At 72.6% G+C, this 16,733-nt stretch carries 17 protein-coding genes; 7 read left to right on the forward strand and 10 right to left on the reverse strand.

Annotation, left to right across the window (positions count from 1 at the left end; translation table 11 throughout):
• Positions 1 to 219 precede the first annotated feature (219 nt).
• Both ACFWI4_RS32545 and ACFWI4_RS32550 read right to left on the reverse strand, forming a co-directional pair.
• Complete coding sequence (locus ACFWI4_RS32545; protein WP_387203664.1) at positions 220 to 888, reverse strand: HAD-IA family hydrolase; 669 nt, start codon at positions 886 to 888, stop codon at positions 220 to 222.
• A 606-nt stretch (positions 889 to 1,494) separates the two neighbouring features.
• Entirely contained in the window at positions 1,495 to 2,076 is a 582-nt protein-coding gene (locus ACFWI4_RS32550; RefSeq protein ID WP_385396804.1) for a TMEM165/GDT1 family protein, read from the reverse strand.
• Positions 2,077 to 2,590: 514 nt separating this feature from the next.
• Between ACFWI4_RS32550 and ACFWI4_RS32555 the strand changes: the two genes are divergently transcribed.
• The 3 genes from ACFWI4_RS32555 (at position 2,591) to ACFWI4_RS32565 (ending at position 5,915) form a co-directional block, all read left to right on the forward strand.
• Positions 2,591 to 3,235: an HNH endonuclease family protein gene (locus ACFWI4_RS32555; protein ID WP_385396806.1), complete on the forward strand. Its 645-nt coding sequence runs from the start codon at positions 2,591 to 2,593 to the stop codon at positions 3,233 to 3,235.
• A gap of 146 nt (positions 3,236 to 3,381) precedes the next feature.
• On the forward strand, positions 3,382 to 5,079 hold the full coding sequence (locus ACFWI4_RS32560) for an alkaline phosphatase D family protein (protein WP_387203668.1): 1,698 nt from the start codon (positions 3,382 to 3,384) through the stop codon (positions 5,077 to 5,079).
• 197 nt (positions 5,080 to 5,276) lie between these two features.
• Positions 5,277 to 5,915: a DedA family protein gene (locus tag ACFWI4_RS32565; RefSeq protein WP_385396810.1), complete on the forward strand. Its 639-nt coding sequence runs from the start codon at positions 5,277 to 5,279 to the stop codon at positions 5,913 to 5,915.
• 177 nt (positions 5,916 to 6,092) lie between these two features.
• Here the strand turns inward: ACFWI4_RS32565 and ACFWI4_RS32570 are convergent, their stop codons facing one another.
• Entirely contained in the window at positions 6,093 to 6,323 is a 231-nt protein-coding gene (locus tag ACFWI4_RS32570; RefSeq protein WP_385396812.1) for a DUF2277 domain-containing protein, read from the reverse strand.
• A 102-nt stretch (positions 6,324 to 6,425) separates the two neighbouring features.
• Here ACFWI4_RS32570 and ACFWI4_RS32575 point away from each other — a divergent pair, with 102 nt between their 5' ends.
• Entirely contained in the window at positions 6,426 to 7,199 is a 774-nt protein-coding gene (locus ACFWI4_RS32575) for an MBL fold metallo-hydrolase (protein ID WP_387203671.1), read from the forward strand.
• Between the two features lie 195 nt (positions 7,200 to 7,394).
• Positions 7,395 to 8,309: a ketopantoate reductase family protein gene (locus tag ACFWI4_RS32580; RefSeq protein WP_387203674.1), complete on the forward strand. Its 915-nt coding sequence runs from the start codon at positions 7,395 to 7,397 to the stop codon at positions 8,307 to 8,309.
• 42 nt (positions 8,310 to 8,351) lie between these two features.
• Here the strand turns inward: ACFWI4_RS32580 and ACFWI4_RS32585 are convergent, their stop codons facing one another.
• From ACFWI4_RS32585 to ACFWI4_RS32600, 4 genes are read right to left on the reverse strand one after another with little or no spacing between them, the layout of a single operon-like run.
• Positions 8,352 to 9,320 carry a LysR family transcriptional regulator gene (locus tag ACFWI4_RS32585; RefSeq protein WP_387203677.1) on the reverse strand — a complete coding sequence of 323 codons (969 nt, stop codon included), beginning with the start codon at positions 9,318 to 9,320 and terminating at the stop codon, positions 8,352 to 8,354.
• 37 nt (positions 9,321 to 9,357) lie between these two features.
• A complete protein-coding gene (locus tag ACFWI4_RS32590; protein WP_387203680.1) occupies positions 9,358 to 9,945 on the reverse strand; it encodes a hydrolase in 588 nt (195 codons plus the stop codon).
• Between the two features lie 2 nt (positions 9,946 to 9,947).
• Positions 9,948 to 11,363, reverse strand: coding sequence for an MFS transporter (locus tag ACFWI4_RS32595; RefSeq protein ID WP_387203683.1), 1,416 nt, complete (start codon positions 11,361 to 11,363; stop codon positions 9,948 to 9,950).
• Positions 11,360 to 11,908: a MarR family winged helix-turn-helix transcriptional regulator gene (locus ACFWI4_RS32600; protein ID WP_387203686.1), complete on the reverse strand. Its 549-nt coding sequence runs from the start codon at positions 11,906 to 11,908 to the stop codon at positions 11,360 to 11,362. The genes ACFWI4_RS32595 and ACFWI4_RS32600 overlap by 4 nt, the downstream gene beginning before the upstream one ends.
• 171 nt (positions 11,909 to 12,079) lie before the next feature.
• On the opposite strand from ACFWI4_RS32600, the gene ACFWI4_RS32605 reads away from it, so the two are divergent.
• Positions 12,080 to 12,412 carry a hypothetical protein gene (locus tag ACFWI4_RS32605; RefSeq protein ID WP_385396826.1) on the forward strand — a complete coding sequence of 111 codons (333 nt, stop codon included), beginning with the start codon at positions 12,080 to 12,082 and terminating at the stop codon, positions 12,410 to 12,412.
• Here the strand turns inward: ACFWI4_RS32605 and ACFWI4_RS32610 are convergent.
• Positions 12,407 to 12,955 carry a GNAT family N-acetyltransferase gene (locus ACFWI4_RS32610; RefSeq protein WP_387203689.1) on the reverse strand — a complete coding sequence of 183 codons (549 nt, stop codon included), beginning with the start codon at positions 12,953 to 12,955 and terminating at the stop codon, positions 12,407 to 12,409. The two genes, ACFWI4_RS32605 and ACFWI4_RS32610, sit on opposite strands and share 6 nt — an antisense overlap.
• 527 nt (positions 12,956 to 13,482) lie before the next feature.
• On the opposite strand from ACFWI4_RS32610, the gene ACFWI4_RS32615 reads away from it, so the two are divergent.
• Entirely contained in the window at positions 13,483 to 14,403 is a 921-nt protein-coding gene (locus ACFWI4_RS32615) for a hypothetical protein (RefSeq protein ID WP_387203692.1), read from the forward strand.
• Between the two features lies 1 nt (position 14,404).
• On the opposite strand, the gene ACFWI4_RS32620 is transcribed toward ACFWI4_RS32615, so the two are convergent.
• Positions 14,405 to 15,844, reverse strand: a complete 1,440-nt coding sequence (locus ACFWI4_RS32620; protein WP_387203695.1) for a helix-turn-helix domain-containing protein — start codon at positions 15,842 to 15,844, stop codon at positions 14,405 to 14,407.
• Positions 15,845 to 16,071: 227 nt separating this feature from the next.
• Complete coding sequence (locus ACFWI4_RS32625; RefSeq protein ID WP_387203698.1) at positions 16,072 to 16,668, reverse strand: SMI1/KNR4 family protein; 597 nt, start codon at positions 16,666 to 16,668, stop codon at positions 16,072 to 16,074.
• Between the last annotated feature and the right edge of the window lie 65 nt (positions 16,669 to 16,733).

Below are 16,733 nucleotides of genomic sequence, written 5' to 3' on the forward strand. Positions count from 1 at the left end.
TCGATGTACCGGCACGGCCCCGACGGCCCGGATCCCGACTGCGGGTGCGTCGTGGCGTGCGTGAGTTTCAGCCCCTCCGGCGTTTGAGGAGCGGGGGTCCGGGGGCGGAGCCCCCGGGTACGGGTCGGGTAGGGGCGGAGGGGGCGAAAAAACCTCGCCCGGCGCTACCCGCCACCCACCCCCGGTGGATATTCGGCCCCGGTGGATCCGGCCCCGGCGTCAACCGATGTGAAGACGAACGGCCCCGTCGACGGCGACCTCGACCCGGACCTCGGTCAGATCACGGACGACCACGTCCGGCCCGTGGAACCCCGCACGGGGGCCCACCCCGACGACCCGCATCCCCGCGGCGCGCCCCGCAGCGATCCCCGCCCCGGAGTCCTCGAACACGACACAGTCCTCGGGCGCGACCCCCAGCTCGGCCGCCCCCTTCAGAAACCCCTCGGGATCGGGCTTGCTCGCACCGACGGACTCGGCGGTGATCCGCACATCGGGAAGCCCCAGCCCCGCGGCGGCCATCCGCCCGCTGGACAGCGCCACGTCCGCCGAGGTGACCAGCGCGTGCGGCACCGTGGCGAGAGAGGCGAGAAACTCGGGCGCCCCCGGGATCGCGACGACGCCGTCCATGTCGGCGGTCTCCTCGGCGAGCATCCGCGCGTTGTCCGCGTGGTTCTGCTCCATGGGACGGTCCGGCAGCAGCAGGGCCATCGACGCGTAGCCCTGCCTGCCGTGGACGACCTTCATGACCTCGTCCCCGTCCAGCCCGTGCCGGTCGGCCCAGCCGCGCCAGCAGCGCTCGACGACGACGTCCGAGTTGACGAGGGTCCCGTCCATGTCGAGCAGGAGGGCGCGGGCGGTCAGAACGGTGGTGGCCGTGGTCATCGGCATGCTCCAAAACGCAGACTGGGGGACGCATACACCCCGGGAAAACAAGGAGGCCCCCGCCCGCCGGTCAGGGAGGTGCGGACGGGAACCACTTTGTTCCTACAACATACAAAACATTCGCCCCCAGCGCCACCGGACCCGAGAGACCGGAACACGATCAGACCCCGACCCCTCGGCACCCCGGCCCTGCAACAGCCTTCTTTCGCCCCCTCCGCCCCTACCCAACCCGTACCGGGGGCGCCGCCCCAGCCCCCCGCTCCTCAAACGCCGGAGGGGCTGAAACTTCCCCCGGCCGGGGCTGAAAGGTGACCGGTCGAGGCTGAACCTTTCCCGCCCGGGTGAAATGCGACCGGGAACGGCTGAAGCTTTCGCCGGCCGGGGCTGAATCTGGCACGCACCCAAGCCACGGCCCTCCCGCAGTCGGCCGCGCGCCGTCGGGGCCGTGCCGGTACATCGATGGCCGTCGCCACCGACGGTCACACCTCACCCAACGGCGACGGCCTGATGCACCGGCACGGCCCCGACCCACCCACCGGACCGAAGCCGAAGCCGAAGCCGAAGCCGAAGCCGCGGCGCCGACCCCGACGAGGGCCAGGACACACCCCCGACTCAGCCCGCCACAGCCTCGTACAGGCTCCAGACCCCCAGCCCCGTCATCAGCACGGCCGCCACCTTGGTGATCAGCGACAGCGGCACCCGCTTCATCAGCGCCTTGCCGCCCACGATCCCGAGCCCCGCCACGGCCCAAAGACCCAGCACCGCACCGAGACCCACCGACAGCGGATCGTCGTAGCGCGCGGCGAGGTTCGCCGTCATGATCTGCGTGAGGTCACCGAACTCGGCGACGAGGATGAGCATGAACCCGGCCCCGGAGACCTTCCAGAAGGTCTGGTTCTCCGGCTTGCGGATCTCCTCCTCGTCCTCGTCCTTCTTCATCAGCAGCACCGCCGCACCACCGATGAACAGCACACCGGTGACGGCGTGCACGATCTGCTGCGGCAGCAGGGTCAGCACGCTGCCCGCCGCGACGGCGAGCACCACATGGAGGGCGAAGGCGGCGGCGACGCCGACGAAGACGTACGAGGCGCGGTAGCGCGTGCCGAGGACGAGGCCGGCGAGCGCGGTCTTGTCCGGCAGCTCGGCAAGGAAGACGACACCGAAGACGAGCGCCATCACGCTGAAGCTGATCAAAATCCCTCAATCGGTCGGGCTGCCCCACCGAGAGTGTTGCGACTGCGCGTGCTGTGACTGCGCGACACCTCGGCACGGCAGCACACGGCGACACCCGCACCTGGAGGTACGGGCAGAAGCACCCACACCGGAAGCCCGGCAGGGCACGTGCACTGCTTGCCGAAGGTCTCGCTGGCCGGCCTCGTGACCGAGGTCTGCCTCCGGGCGCCGGCTCAGACGAGCTGAGCAGTATGTCGACGGTCCGGCGAAGAGCTACTCCCCTTCTGCGCCGTCCATAGTACGCGACCCGCCAGGCGGCCCCCAGGGCCGAAGGTCCCACCGGCCCGCGAGCCCGCCGGGCCACCGACCGAGCCCCCGCCGGGCCACCCACCGAACCGGGAAAGTTTCGTCATGAACCTTGTCATGTCATGAACGCGTCACTATTTTCTAACCGCGCACTTACCTCACGGCTACACGACGCCGCGAGCATTCGTTCGCCCGCACTCCAACACCCCCACACCACAAGGGAGTTCGCATGCCCAAGGTCTACGCGCGTCGACGGCTGAGCATACTCGCGGCCGTCACGGGTCTGATAGCCATGGCCGGCGTTTTCAACGGCCCGACCGCCTCCGCCGCCCTCCCCACCCCGGTCAGCGCGGCCACCGCCCGCACCTATCTCGCGTCCCTCACCGTCGCGACCGAGAACCGCACCGGCTACGCCCGCGACCTGTTCCCGACCTGGATCACCATCAGCGGGACCTGCAACACCCGCGAGTACATCCTCAAGCGTGACGGCTCCAACGTGACCACCGACTCCGCGTGCGTGGCCACCAGCGGCAGCTGGTACTCCGTCTACGACGGCGCCACCTGGACCGCCGCCTCCGACGTCGACATCGACCACCTCGTACCGCTCGCCGAGGCCTGGGACTCCGGCGCCAGCGCCTGGACCACGGCCCAGCGCCAGGCCTTCGCCAACGACGTGACGCGTCCGCAGCTCCTGGCCGTCACGGACAACGTCAACCAGTCCAAGGGCGACAAGGACCCGGCCGAGTGGATGCCCCCGCTCGCCTCGTACGCCTGCACCTACGCCCGCGCCTGGGTGCAGGTGAAGTACTACTACAACCTCAAGGTCGACTCCGCCGAGAAGTCCAAGCTGACCTCGGTCCTGAGCGGCTGCTGACCCGCACCCCTGGCACGGACCGGCGGCCCACCGGCCGCCCGGGTTCCGGACACCGCTCCCCCCACGGAGTTCCCGCGGTCTCCGGAACCTCCCCAGGGGCCTCCGTCGTTCCGTACCGTACGGGGCGACGGAGGAGGGGGATCACCATGGCCGAGCTGCGCCTGGGACCACTGCTGAGGTACGTGGACGGCTCGGCGGCAACCTTCTGGGTCGAGGCGAGCCGCCCCTGCACCGCCGAGGTGCGCTGCGCGGACGGCGCCCGGGGCACGGCCCGCACCTTCCAGATCGCGGGCCACCACTACGCACTGGTGCCGGTGAGCGGACTGACGCCCGGCACGGTCACCCCGTACGAGATCCGGCTCGACGGCACGGCCGTGTGGCCGCTGCCCGGATCGCCCTTCCCGCCCTCGGTGGTCCGCACCCCGGGGACCGACGACTCCGCCGTCCGCGTCACCTTCGGCTCCTGCCGCTGGGCGTCACCGCCCGCGGACCGGAAGGACCCGGTCGGACCCGACGCCCTGGACACCCTCGCCGCCCGGACGGCCGCGGCCCCGGACGGCGAACGCCCTGACGTGCTGCTGCTGTTGGGCGACCAGGTGTACGCGGACGAGGTCTCACAGGCGACCCGCGCCTGGATCGCGGCCCGCAGGGGCCTCGCGGACCCCCCGGGCCGCCAGGTCGCCGACTACGAGGAGTACACCCGCCTCTACTACGAATCCTGGCTCGACCCGGAGATCCGCTGGCTGCTGTCGACCGTGCCGAGCTGCATGATCTTCGACGACCACGACATCGTGGACGACTGGAACACCAGCGCGGCCTGGCTCACGGAGATCCGGGCCACCCCGTGGTGGCGCGAGCGGGTGCTGAGCGGTCTGATGTCGTACTGGGTCCACCAGCACCTCGGCAACCTCTCCCCCGCCGAGCTCTCCGCCGACCTGCTCTACGCTGCCGTACGCGAGACCCCCGACGGCACCGACGTGCTGCGCGCCTTCACCGCCCAGGCCGACGCCGACCCGGCCTCGGTCCGCTGGAGCTACCGCCGCGACTTCGGCCGGACCCGCGTCCTGATGCTCGACACCCGCGCGGCCCGCGTCCTGGACGAGGAGCACCGCAGGATGCTCGACCCCGGGGAGGCGGCCTGGCTGCGCGAGCAGGCCCTCGATGCGCCGGACACCCGCGACCACCTGCTGATCGGCACCTCGCTGCCCTGGCTGCTGCCCCCGCTGATCCATCAGGCCGAGACGTGGGACGCCGCACTGTGCCGGGGCGAGCGGGGCGGGCGGGCCGGGCGCTGGGCGCGGTTCGGCGAGCGGCTGCGGCGCGCGGCCGACCTGGAACACTGGGCCGCGTTCCCGGAGTCGTTCGCGGAACTGGCGGACCTGATCGCCGAGGCCGGCTCCGGCGAGCACGCGCCGGCGACGGTGTGCGTGCTGTCGGGAGACGTGCATCACGCCTACACCGCCGATCCGGTCTGGGCCGACCCCGCCCGGCAACCCTCCGCCCGGGTCCTCCAGCTGACCTGCTCCCCCGTCCACAACTCCATCCCCCGCCCGGTGCGCCTCGGCTTCCGCTTCGGCTGGAGCCGCCCGGCCCGGCTGCTCGGCAACCTCCTGGCCCGGCACGGCCGTTGCCGTCCCGCACCGGTCGACTGGCGCAAAACCGGCGGCCCTTGGTTCGGCAATCAGCTGATGACCCTCACCCTGCACGGCCGTTCGGCCTCCCTGCGCCTCGAACAGGCGCGGCGGCCACGGGGCTCCGAGGCCGGCGCCGGTACCGATGCCGGCCACACGACGGGCGGTGCCCGGCTGACGACGGTGGCGGAGTCGCGGATCACCCCGGAATAGATCCATTCCGTGCGGTTGCCCACCCCCGGCGGCGTGCCGGAGCGTGCGGACCGGTGAACGTGATGTGACCGACACCTGCGTCAAGGATCTTCTGCCCCATCCTCGGCGTACGCTGTATGGCTGTCACAGGCCGCCACGCCACTCCCTTTCGAGGGGCGGCGGGGCCGGGCTCACGGGGTGGTCGGGGGAGAGTTTCGGTGCTGGAGAGTGTGGGGTCGCTGACAGGCAGCCCGTGGATCTACGCGGTGATCGCCGTGTCCGTCGTTCTTGATGTGTTCCTGCCTGTCCTGCCCAGTGGTGTCCTGGTCATCACGGCGGCGACGGCCGCTGCGGGCTCCGCCACGGCGACCGGCGCCGTACCGCACTCGGTGCCCGACATCCTGGCGCTCACCCTCTGCGCGGCCACGGCCTCGGTCCTCGGCGACCTGGTGGCGTACCGCCTCGCCTGGCGCGGTGGCGACCGGCTGGATCGCGCCATCGCCCGTTCCCGCCGCCTGACCCGGGCGCAGGAACGTCTCGGCGAGGTCCTGGCGCGCGGCGGCGGTGCCCGCGGTGTGCTGGTGGTCGTCGCCCGTTTCGCACCGGCCGGCCGCTCGGTCGTCTCGCTCGGCGCGGGCGCCGCGCACCGCCGGGTCCGCGAGTTCCTGCCCTGGTCGGTCCTGGCCGGCCTGGCGTGGGCCGTGTACAGCGTGGCCCTCGGCTATTTCGGCGGCCAGTGGCTGGGCGCCACCTGGCTCGCGACGGGCGTCTCGGTCGGGGCGCTGTTCATCGCGGGCGCGGGCGCGGCCTACCTCGTACGCCGCCCCGCGACCCGGGAGCAGGAAACCGGCGCCTGAGCCATGCCGGCGGCCCGCGACCTGGGACAGCGGCGCCTGCCGGGCTGAGCGCCCGAATGTGGACGGCGGTCGCCTGCCGGGCTGAGCGCACGGAAGTGGACGGCGGTCGTCTTCCGGGCTGACCGCCCGAAGCCGGCCGTCGGCACCGGGTCCCGCCCGCGGCCGTGCGGTGGTGGGCTATCCGGCGCGTTGGGGCGTGGCCCCGCGTACCTCCAGGTCCTCCAGCAGTTCGGCCGTGGCCGCCGCGACCGCCGCAACGGCGCGGTCGAAGACCTCACGGTTGTGGGCGGCCGGGGCGCGGAACCCGGAGACCTTGCGGACGTACTGCAGGGCGGCTGCGCGGATCTCCTCCTCGGTCGCTTCCTCGGGGATCGCGGGCGGACGGAGCGTCTTGATGCTGCGGCACATGGGTCCAGTCTCGCGCGTCCGGCGCCGTCGTGGTCACCGCTCGGGAAAGCCGGCCCGCCCCGGCCGGGAATACCGCCCCCGGTGGCACGGATTGAGCAGAGCATGAGCTCAGTGGAGATCACCTACGTCGGCGGCCCCACCGCCGTCATCGCGATCGGCGGCCTGCGGCTGCTGACCGATCCGACCTTCGACGCTCCCGGTGAATACCCCGTCGGCGCACGCAAGCTGGTGAAGACCTTCGGCCCCGCGTTCCCCGCCGGGCGGCTGGGCGCCGTCGACGCCGTACTGCTCTCGCACGACCAGCACCCCGACAATCTGGACGTGTCCGGGCGCGGGGTCCTCGCGGCCGCCCCGGCGGCCCTGTCGACCCCGTCGGCGTACGAGCGGCTCGGCGCCCCCGTACGGCCCCTCGGTCCCTGGGAGTCCGTGGAGCTGGCGCGTCCGGACGGCGGGGTGCTGCGCGTGACGGCCGTTCCGGCGCAGCACGGGCCCCACGGTTCGCTGCCGCTTGTGGGCGAGGTGACCGGGTTCGTGCTGTCCGGGGAGGGGCTGCCCAAGGTGTACGTGAGCGGTGACAACGCGTCCCTGGACGTCGTACGGGAGATCGCCGACCGGGAGGGCCCCTTCGACGTGGCCGTCCTGTTCGCTGGGGCGGCGCGCACCCCGCTGGTGCCGGACGCTCCGCTCACCCTGACCAGCGAGGACGCGGCGCGGGCGGCGCAGATCCTCGGCGCGGTCCGGGTGGTCCCGCTGCACTTCGAGCACTGGGGCCACTTCACCGAGGACGGCCCGGCCCTCGCGAAGGCGTTCGCGGCGGCGGGTGTCTCGGACCGGCTGAGGCTGCCGGTGCCCGGGGCTTCGGTGCGGGTTCCGTAGTCCCGTTCGGCGGGGCGCGCAGTCCCGTTCGGCGGGGCGCGGGGCCGGTCGGTCGTCGTCGTGCCCGCGTTCACCGCAATACCCCAGCGAATGCTTGGAGTTCGGCAAGGTTCTCCGAGGATTGACTCGGGTCGCCGTGAGTTGTGACCATCTCCGGGGCCCTTTCCGGGGTCCCGTGGAGAGGAGCGAGGGGCTATGGCGAACGACGGGCTGACGGTGGCGGTGCTGGGTCCGGGAGGCGTCGGGGGACTGCTCGCGGCGCTGCTGTCCCGCGCCGGGCACCGGGTCGTCTGTCTCTCCGGGGACGGCACCGCGCGGAGACTGGCCGCGGACGGCATCAAGGTGCGCAGCGGCCACTTCGGCGACTTCACGGCGCGGGTGGAGGCGGACACCGAGCTGCGCGAGCCGGCCGACGTGAGCCTGATCGCGGTCAAGGCGACGGCGCTGGACGCCGCGCTGGAGCGCCTTCCGGCGAAGGTCCTGGGCGAGGAGGGCCTGGTCGTCCCGCTGCTGAACGGGGTCGAGCACCCGGCACGGCTGCGCGAGCGCTACGGCTCCGAACGCGTGGCGCCCGCGGTGATCCGGGTGGAGTCGACGCGGATCGCCCCGGGGGTGATCGAGCACGGCAGCCCGTTCGCCGAGGTCGACCTGACCGCCGACACGGCACCCCGGGCGCGGGTCGAGAGGCTCGCCGGGGCCCTGGAGTGGGCCGGTGTGCGCGCCCGGGTCGAGGCCGGCGAGTCGGCGGCGCTCTGGGCGAAGATGTCGTTCCTGGCGCCGTTCGCGCTGCTGACCACGCGGTACGGGGTGCCGGTGGGTGACGTACGCACGCTGCACCGCGCGGAGTTGACCGCACTGGTCGAGGAGACGGCCGCGGTGGGCCGCGCGTGCGGCGCTCCCGTCGACCCGGCCGCCGCCCTCGCCCGCTACGACGCCTTCCCCGCGACCGCCAAGTCCTCCATGCAGCGGGACGCCGAGGCGGGCCGCGCTCTCGAACTCGACGCGATCGGCGGGGCGTTGTTGCGGGCGGCGGAGCGGACGGGTGTCCCGGCACCGGTGGCGGGCGAACTGGTCCGGCATCTGGCGCCGTTGGCCGGTACGGACGGCTGACGACCGGCGCCCGTCCTGCACCCGGCCCGTGTCCTACGGGAGTTACGGAGCCGGTGCGGGCGTCCGCTCCCCGTCGACGTGCCGGTGCCGGTCCCCCATCCCCGCCTCCGTCCCCGTCCCGGTGTGCGAGCAGTGCCGGGCCACCGTGTCGGCGAAGGCGTGGGCCGCGGGCGACAGGGTGTCCCAGCGGCGTACGGCCCAGCCGACCGCGAGGGGCGGCAGGGCCGGCACGGGGAGGAAGCGGAGGCCGGGGTGACCCGGTCCGAGCAGGCCGGGCAGGGCGGGGACGACGGCGTGGCCGAGGCCGAGCTCGGCGAGCAGGATCGCGGTGTCCCAGTCGGCGACGCTGGTGTCGGAGGCGTGCGCCGGTATCCCCAACTCCCGGTAGGCGGAGTCGAGATGGGCGCGGGACGTGGACCGCTCGGGCAGTCCCACGATCCGCAGCCCGGCCAGTTCCTCCGCCTCGATCCTTTCCCGTGCGGCGAGTTCGTCGTCGGCGTGCACGGCGAGCACCCAGGGGAGTTCGGTGACGGCCCGCTGTTCGACCCCGCGCACGGGAGGCCCGAGGGTGACCCAGGCCAGGTCGAGTCCGTGGTCGGCGAGCGCGTCGAAGCAGCCGCGGCTGGAGTTCTCGGTCTGGAACTCCAGGCTCACCTCGGGGTACCGGCCCCGGAACTCGACCACGGCCCCGGCCATGAAGTGCCGCACGGTCGTCCCGCCGGTGGCGATCCGTACCGTACCGCCGTCCCCGCGCACCATCTCGTCGAGCCGGCGCAGCGCGAGGTCGATCCCGGCGATGCCGTCCGCGGCGGCCCGTTCGAGGACCCGTCCGGCCCGGGTGGGCACCACGCCCCGGGCCTGCCGCTCGACGAGCCCGAGCCCGACCTCGCGTTCCAGTCTGCGGACGTGCTGGCTCACCGCCGACTGCGTGCGGCCCAGTTCCCGGGCGACGGCGCTCAGGCTCCCGGCCCGGCAGACGGCGACGAACACGCGGAGATCATCCAGGGTCACGGCCCCAAGGTACCCGCGGGCCTCCGGAGTTGGCCGGTCAGACCCGGGTCCTGTCGAGCAGCTCGACGATCTCCTCGGTGGTGCCGGTCTCCCCGAGACGGGGGAAGATCCGCTCGACGCTGTTGCGGTGCGTCTCGGGGTCGAGGTCGGTCATGGCGTCGGTGGCGAGGGTGACGTGGTAGCCGTGCTCGTGGGCGGCGCGCGCCGAGGACTCCACACCGATGCTGGTGGCGATGCCGGTCAGCACGATCTGGGTGATCCCGCGGCGGCGCAGCTGGAGGTCGAGGTCGGTGCCGTGGAAGGCGCCCCAGTTGCGCTTGGTGACGGTGATGTCCCCGGGGTGCCCGGCCATGTCGTCGACGATGACGTCCCAGCCCTCCGGGAAGGAGCGGGCGCGGCTCGGGCCGTCGATGCGGCCGGGGACCGCGTCGGCGCCGTCGGCGGCGGCGGTGACCCGAACGAGGACGACCGGGAGGCCGTGGCCGCGGAAGGCGTCGGCGAGCCGGGCGGAGCGCTTGACGACGTCGGCGGCGGCGTGCGGGGCGAGGCCCGGGTTGCCGACGATGCCGTGCTGGAGGTCGATGACGACGAGCGCGGTACGGGGGTCGAGGGTGGTGACTGCCATGGTCAGGCCTTTCGGGGGGTGGAATCGCGGAGCGATCGGTCGATGAGGGTCGCCGCCAGGAGCAGTACCGCCCCGGCGAGCATGAAGAGGGCCAGATGGTGCAGGCCGCCGGTGTCGGCGCCGTGGGTGAAGAAGGCGGCGTCGGCGGCAGAGGCGGCCATGGCCCCCAGGTAGGTGAAGGTGCGCAGCAGTCCGGCCGCGGAGCCCATCCGGGCGGGGTCGGCCTGCCGGTACAGGGCGTTCTGATTGGCCAGGCCATTGAGTCCCTGCGGGACGCCCATGAGGGCTCCGACCGCGGCCAGCAGCCAGATCGCGCTGGTCGCGTTCAGGGTCAGCAGTGCCGTGCAGCCGGCGATCTGGACGAGGCTGCCGACCACGAGCTTGGCCCGTACGGCCTCGCGCCGCCCGGTGATCCCGGAGACGACGAGTCCGCTCAGGGACAGCGGGAGCAGGACCAGTCCGGCGGCGGCGGCACGCAGGCCGCGCCCCTCCTCCATCCACTGCGTGAATCCGTAGAGGAAGGCGTACGCGGTGGTGTAGCTGAGGAACTGGCGCAGGAAGGTGGCGAGCATCGGTGCGTTGCCGCCGAGCACCCGCAGGTCGATGAACGGCGCCGGGGTCCGGAGTTCGCGCCGCGCGAAGGCGGCCCCGGCGAGGAGCGCGAGCACCGGCAGGTACCAGTCGGCGGCCCGCGGCCTCATCAGGAACAGCATCAGTGAGACGAGCAGGGCGGTGAACAGCACCATGCCGATGAGGTCGACACCGCGCGCGGTGGCCTTGGCCGTCCGTTTCGGGGCCTTGGGCAGCCGCAGGGCGCCGAGGACCAGACAGGCCAGGGACAGCGGCACGTTGACGAGGAAGATGGTGCGCCAGCCGCCCAGTCCGATGAGCAGGCCGCCCAGGGTGGGGCCGACGACGGCGACGGTCTGGGCGGAGACGGCGAGCGCGGTCAGCACGCCTGCCGGGCTGCTCTGCCCGGTGCGTTCGGCCTCGCTCCGGGTGAGGTGCATCGCGGCGGGGTACGCGGCCGAGGTGCCGAATCCGAGGAGTACCCGGGCGGCGACGAGCGCGCCGAGGCTCGGGGACAGGGCGCCGAGCAGTCCGGCGACGCCCACCAGGGCCGTACCGGCGAGGTAGAGGCGGCGGGGGCCGAACAGGTCGACGAGCCGTCCGATGACGGGCTGGCCCACGGAGGTGGCGAGGTAGAGCCCCGAGACCAGCCAGGCGGTCTCCGCCGGGGAGGCCCCGAGGGCCCTGCCGATGGGCACCAGCGCCACGGCGATCATGGAGGAGTTGACGGGGTTCAGTACGGACCCGAGGACCATCGGGGCGATCAGCCGGCGGTCGAAGCGGTCGGGCGGCCGGTGGCGTGCGGGGGTGAGCCGGTGCTGGAACCAGCCCCGGAGTGCGGGTATCACGACCGGGTGAGCCGTTCCAGCAGCGCCATGGCCTTGATGACGGTCTGCCGCTCCTCCTCCGTGCAGCGCTCCTCGAAGGCCCGGGTGAGCCATTCGGAGCGGGCCTGCCGGGTGCCTTCGACGCGTTCGCGCCCGGCGTCGGTGAGCGTCACCAGCTGACGCCGGCCGTCACCCGGGTCGGGGTTGCGCTGGATGAGTCCGTACTGGTCGAGGGCGGCGAGCGTGGCGGCCATCGACTGCGGGCGCACCCCTTCGGCCGCCGCCAGCGCGCTGGCCGTGGCGGCGCCGCTCTTGCTCACCAGGGTGAGTGCGGAGATCTGGGAGGGCGTGAGGTCCTGGGTCCTGGCCCGCGCCTCGCCCCGCGTCTCGCCAGGCTTCCCGCCCCGAGCCTCGTTCTGGGCCGCGTCCTGTGCCTCGTCCCGCGTCTCGGACACCTCGCGGATCCGTCGCCTGAGCAGGCTGAAGGCGACCCTCAGGTCCTGCGCGGCCCGCGCCGCGGAGTCCTGGGCGCTCACGCCGTCCGTCCGGCCACCGCTCCGATCCATACCGCCACGCTAAATCCCCCAGCCCAAACTGTCCAGTTGAAACTGCACAGCCCAGCCTGCCGAATCTAGGCCCTACCCCCCTCCAAAACGAACACACATACGGAACACCCGTTCGCGTGAAGTCCCCGGAGAAGCTCGCACCACAAAATCGAACAGGCGTACCATTGCCGTGTGGCTGCGACCTATGACTTTCCAAGTGACCTCCTCGCCGGTCAGGAGGAGCTGCACCAGGTCCGGGCCGAGCTGCTCGCCCTGCTGAAACGACTCCCCTGGTCGGTGGAGCCCCTGGACGGCTTCAGCGACACCGGCGGCTGGCGCAAGGTGGAGCGCCCCGCCTCCCCCGGCTGGAACGACGACGAACAGGCCGAGGTCGAGAAGCTCCGCCGGCGCGAGCTCGAACTGGCCGTGTTCGTCTCCGGCCACCGCTTCTGGTCGGAGGTCGCCCCGCCGGAGAAGGTCGAGGCCCGGATGCGGCTCAAGCACACGCGTGACGTGCCGTCATGAGTCCTGCCGGTGTGGCCGGTCGCCGAGGATCCGCTCCCACAGCAGCGCGTCCCGCCAGCTCCCGTCGAGGAGGATCGAGGAGTGCGCGACGCCGTACGGGCTGAACCCGTTGCGACGCAGGACCCGTTGCGAGGGCAGGTTCTCCAACTGCGTTGACGCCTCGACTCGATGAAGTCCGAGTTCGTCCGCCATCACATCGAGGACGAGGCCGACGGCACGCCCGGCGTGCCCTTGGTTCTGGGCGGTGCCCGCGATCCAGTACCCGACGGAGCCGCGGCGCAGATGCGGTTGCGGCAGGACGCCCCCGACCGTGACCTGCCCGACGACCCGGTCACCGGCGAGCACCACCCCCGGCCAGACCGAACCGGCCCGGTGCCCGGCCAACAGCCGCTCGATCCGCTCCACTTGGCCCTCCGGAGTGAAGAAGCCGTCCGGCTGCTCCGGTTCCCACGGCCGGAACGCCTCACGGTCCCGCGCCCGGTGCGCGGCGATCGGAACGGCGTCGGCGGGCTCTATGAGCCGGATCCTGGTACTGCTGCGCATGGCGTGACCCTCGTAACGGTGCGTCGGCTGGGAGCGCCAACCTATGCGGGGACCGGGGTTCGGCGTGCGCCCGCCGGCCGTCACGCCGGTGATCGGTGATCGGTGATCGAACCGCATCTCAGGACGGCGTCTCAGGCAGTGCCCGTCTGCGCAGCTCAGGGTGGGTGGGACGGTTGCGCCGTCGCGGGTCCGGCCGGGGTTCTTGCCGGGGCTCCTCGGGGTCTTCGAAGCTGTGGGTGTCGCACCGGCCGGGGCGGATCGAGGGTCCCGACAGCAGCCTGGTGACGACTCCCGCCTTGTGCCCGTGTACCGGGCATCGGTGTGCCCGGGTGTCTGTCGTACGGCGTACGGCGACCGGTGCTCGGCACTCGGCGTCCGGCGCTCGGCGTCCGGCGCTCGGCATCCGGCATCGGGCGTCCGGCGCTCGGAGCTCGGCACTCGGCGGGAGAGCCGCCGCGGGCCGCCGCGGGCCGGCGCGGGCCGGCGGAGCGACCTCTACTGATCACCGACCGAGAAGGAATCACGACATGAGCAGGAACAGCAACGCACGTCGTCGTCCGAGCCGCCGTGCGGCCGTCGCAGCCGGTCTCGCCTTGGCCGTCGGGCTCGGTGTGTCGACACAGGCGGCGGCCCGGGCCGCCTCCCCCGCACCCGTCGGGGCGTCCGCGAAGGCGTCCGCCGCGCTGCGGTCGGTCAACGGCTTCAACGGTGACGTGGTGACCCAGGTCGCCGACTTCTACGGCGCGTACGTCGACGCGAAGGACGCTCCCCGAGGCCCGGACACCGCCCTGGCCAAGGCACTGCGCACGCACTACCTGACACCCGCCTTCGCCAAGAAGCTGGCGGCCTGGGAGAAGGCGAACAAGGCGGACGGTGTCCTGCGTGCCCAGAACGTCCCGACACGGTGGACGGTGAGCGAGGGCGGAAACGGCCTCGAAGTCGTCGTCGCCCTGACCTTCGGCGGCGCCGGGGAGTCGCCGACGACCACGACGAGCCTCGTCGTGAAGCTCGACCCGGTCGACGGCATCACCGGCATCCGCAGCACGGGCGTCGCCCCCTCGAACACGGCCGTCGCGGCGCGGTCGGTCAGCGGCAGGGTCGGCGACTCGGTGACCCAGGTCGCCGACTTCTACGGCTCCTACGTCGACGCGAAGGACGCTCCCCGAGGCCCGGACAGCACCCTGTCCAAGGCACTGCGCACCCACTATCTGACACCCGCCTTCGCCAAGAAGCTGGCGGCCTGGGAGAGGACGAACAAGATCGACGGTGTCCTGCGTGCCCAGAACGTCCCGGTGGACTGGACGGTGACCGGGGACGGCGTGAGCCGTGAGATCACAGTCACCCACCGCTTCGGCGGCGGGGAATCGCCGACGACGACGACCAACCTCGTCGTGGAGGCGGACGCGGTCGACGGCATCGCCGACATCCGCACCGCGAACGCTCGCTGAGTCAGTCGCCGCTCCCCGCCGTGTCGGCGGCGGGGAACAGGACCCAGCGGCCGGGGTGGTGGTAGATGCGGTCGTACCGGTAGCCCGGCACCCCGTTGGCGCTGGTGGTACGGAAGGGGCTGCCGTGGTCGTCGATGCGGACCGTGCCGGTGCGGCCCTGTGAGGACCAGTCGAGGTCGAGGTACCAGTCGCAGGTGCAGGACTCGGTGCGTGCGTCGACCACCAGCACCTCCGGGTCCTGCAGGGACACCCGGTAGGGGAAGTCGAGAGCGGGGGTCGGCGGGGCCTCCCCGTTGTCGCCGGGCCGCGAGCGGGCCAGGGGCTGGTACGCGTCGAGGTCCACGGAGAAGTAGCGGGGGACGATGGCGGCGCCGCAGCCGTCGCTCAGGGAGTAGAGGTTGCCCCGCCCTGCGGCGGGGGTGGCGTGGGTGACCACACGTACGTGAAGGGCCTCCAGGACGACGGCCGCTGAGCCGCGTCCCTGCACCGTGATCCGTACATCGGTGGTGCCGGCGTGCACCCCGCGCTGGGAGGCGGCCCACGCCGCGATGTCCTCCGGGTTCGGGGGCGGCGGAACCTGCTCCGGCGGCTTGGCGACGACGTAGGACTCGCCGCAGCCGAAGAGTCCGCGGGTGTGGGAGTTGGTCGTCCAGGTGAGCGGGGCCGCCGGCGGGGCCGTGCCCGCGCCCGCCCGGCCGTTCCGGGGGTCGCCACCGCCGGGCGTGGCCGGGGCGGATTCCTCCGGTGTGACGCCGGCGGAGGCCGACGGTGAGGCCGTGGAGCCGTCCGCCCGGTTCTTCCGGGGGGTACCGCCGTCGTGCGGGGCCGGGGTGGAGGGCGCCGGCGTGATCCGGGCATCGGCCGACGGCTCACCACCGGCGGAGAAGGGTCCGGCGGCGGACGTGGTGAGGCCGGCGAGCGCGATGGCGAGCGAGACCGCCAGCACTGTCGATCGCACGGAGGGCCGTCGGCGGCGCCCGGGGCGGGGCCGCGGGTCGTTCGGCGAGGCAGGCTCGGGGCGTAGGTCGGGGCGCGGGTCGGCCGACGGGGCCGCCTCGGATGGCTCGGGCACCTCGGATGGCTCGGGTACCTCGGACGCCGGGCCGCTGCGGTTCGCGGCCGGAGCCTCCGTATCCCTGGTGTCGCGGGGCGTCAGTACCCGCCGGGCGTCGGACGGACGTGGCCGTTGCCGCGCGGCGACGGCCATGATCCACCGGCGGTGCAGCTCCATGCGCTCCTCGGAAGAGGCGCCGCAGAGCACGGCGAACCGCTCGATCCCGGCGAAGTCCTGCGGGACCGTTTCTCCGGAGCAGTACCGGTGCAGGGTGGAGGCGTGCAGGTCCAGTCGGCGGGCCAGCGCCGCGTAGCTGCGGTCGGTGCGCTCCTTCAGACGCGTCAGCAGTAACGCGAACTCCGCTACGTCGTCGTGGATCGAATCCATGTGGTCCGTCTACCCGTATCCCCTTGGCGGCCGTGCAGGCCGGTCCCGATGGGGCACACCGCCCCGGACGCTCTCCCCCTCATGTCTGCACGCCGATACGCCCGGGAAGGTTCCAGGACCGCGAAGCACGATCATGCTCACACCCGGCCCGCACAGCACCGGGCTTCCCCGGGACGTGGGTTCACGCGCCGACCACTGCTGTCCGGCCCTCCACTCACGGCGTCACGTCAGAACGGCTCGAAGGTCGGCTGCACGGGCCCAATCTCACCGCTGGCGACCAGTTCCTCCAGGTCCTCAGGTTCCAGAAACTCGAGTTCTCCCGGTTCGACGCCGTGGTGACGGTCCACGTCGAGCAGCCGCCGTACGAACATGAGGGCGAAGCTCGAGAACGGACCGTCGAAGGTCTCGCAGCCCTCTTCGTGGACCATCGTGACGATCTTCCATCGGTCCGGGTCCGTGTCGCACGGCAGGAAGAAGTGCTCGTCGCCGCTGTAGTCGTACCCCCAGGAGATGAGCCCGCCGGGTGCGGGGTGGAAGGGGTACGGAAGGTGCCCCAACTCGCCCTGGCTCAGGGCCCTGTCCCGGCGCTCGGTGAAGGTCTGGTGCGTCGCGCGCATCCGCGTGAGGAGCGGGCTCGCTCCCGCGGGGTGGAAGACCACCAGCTCGCCGGACAGGACCCCGCCGCCGTAGGCATCGAGGAACGCTTTGAAGTCGCCGGGCAGGGCGGAACCTAAGTGCTGCTCGACTTCGTCCCAGTCGGCCGGGCTCGATTCCCGGCGGACAGGAGCCCCCAGCAGGGCCTGCAACTCATCCAACGAAGACATGACTGCTCCAGGACTGGACAACGGTGATCGGCGCCGCCAACTTAGTGACTCGACAGTCCGCCTGC

The organism is Streptomyces sp. NPDC127038 (genome assembly GCF_042725875.1).
In the GTDB taxonomy this organism is placed as follows: Bacteria; Actinomycetota; Actinomycetes; order Streptomycetales; family Streptomycetaceae; genus Streptomyces.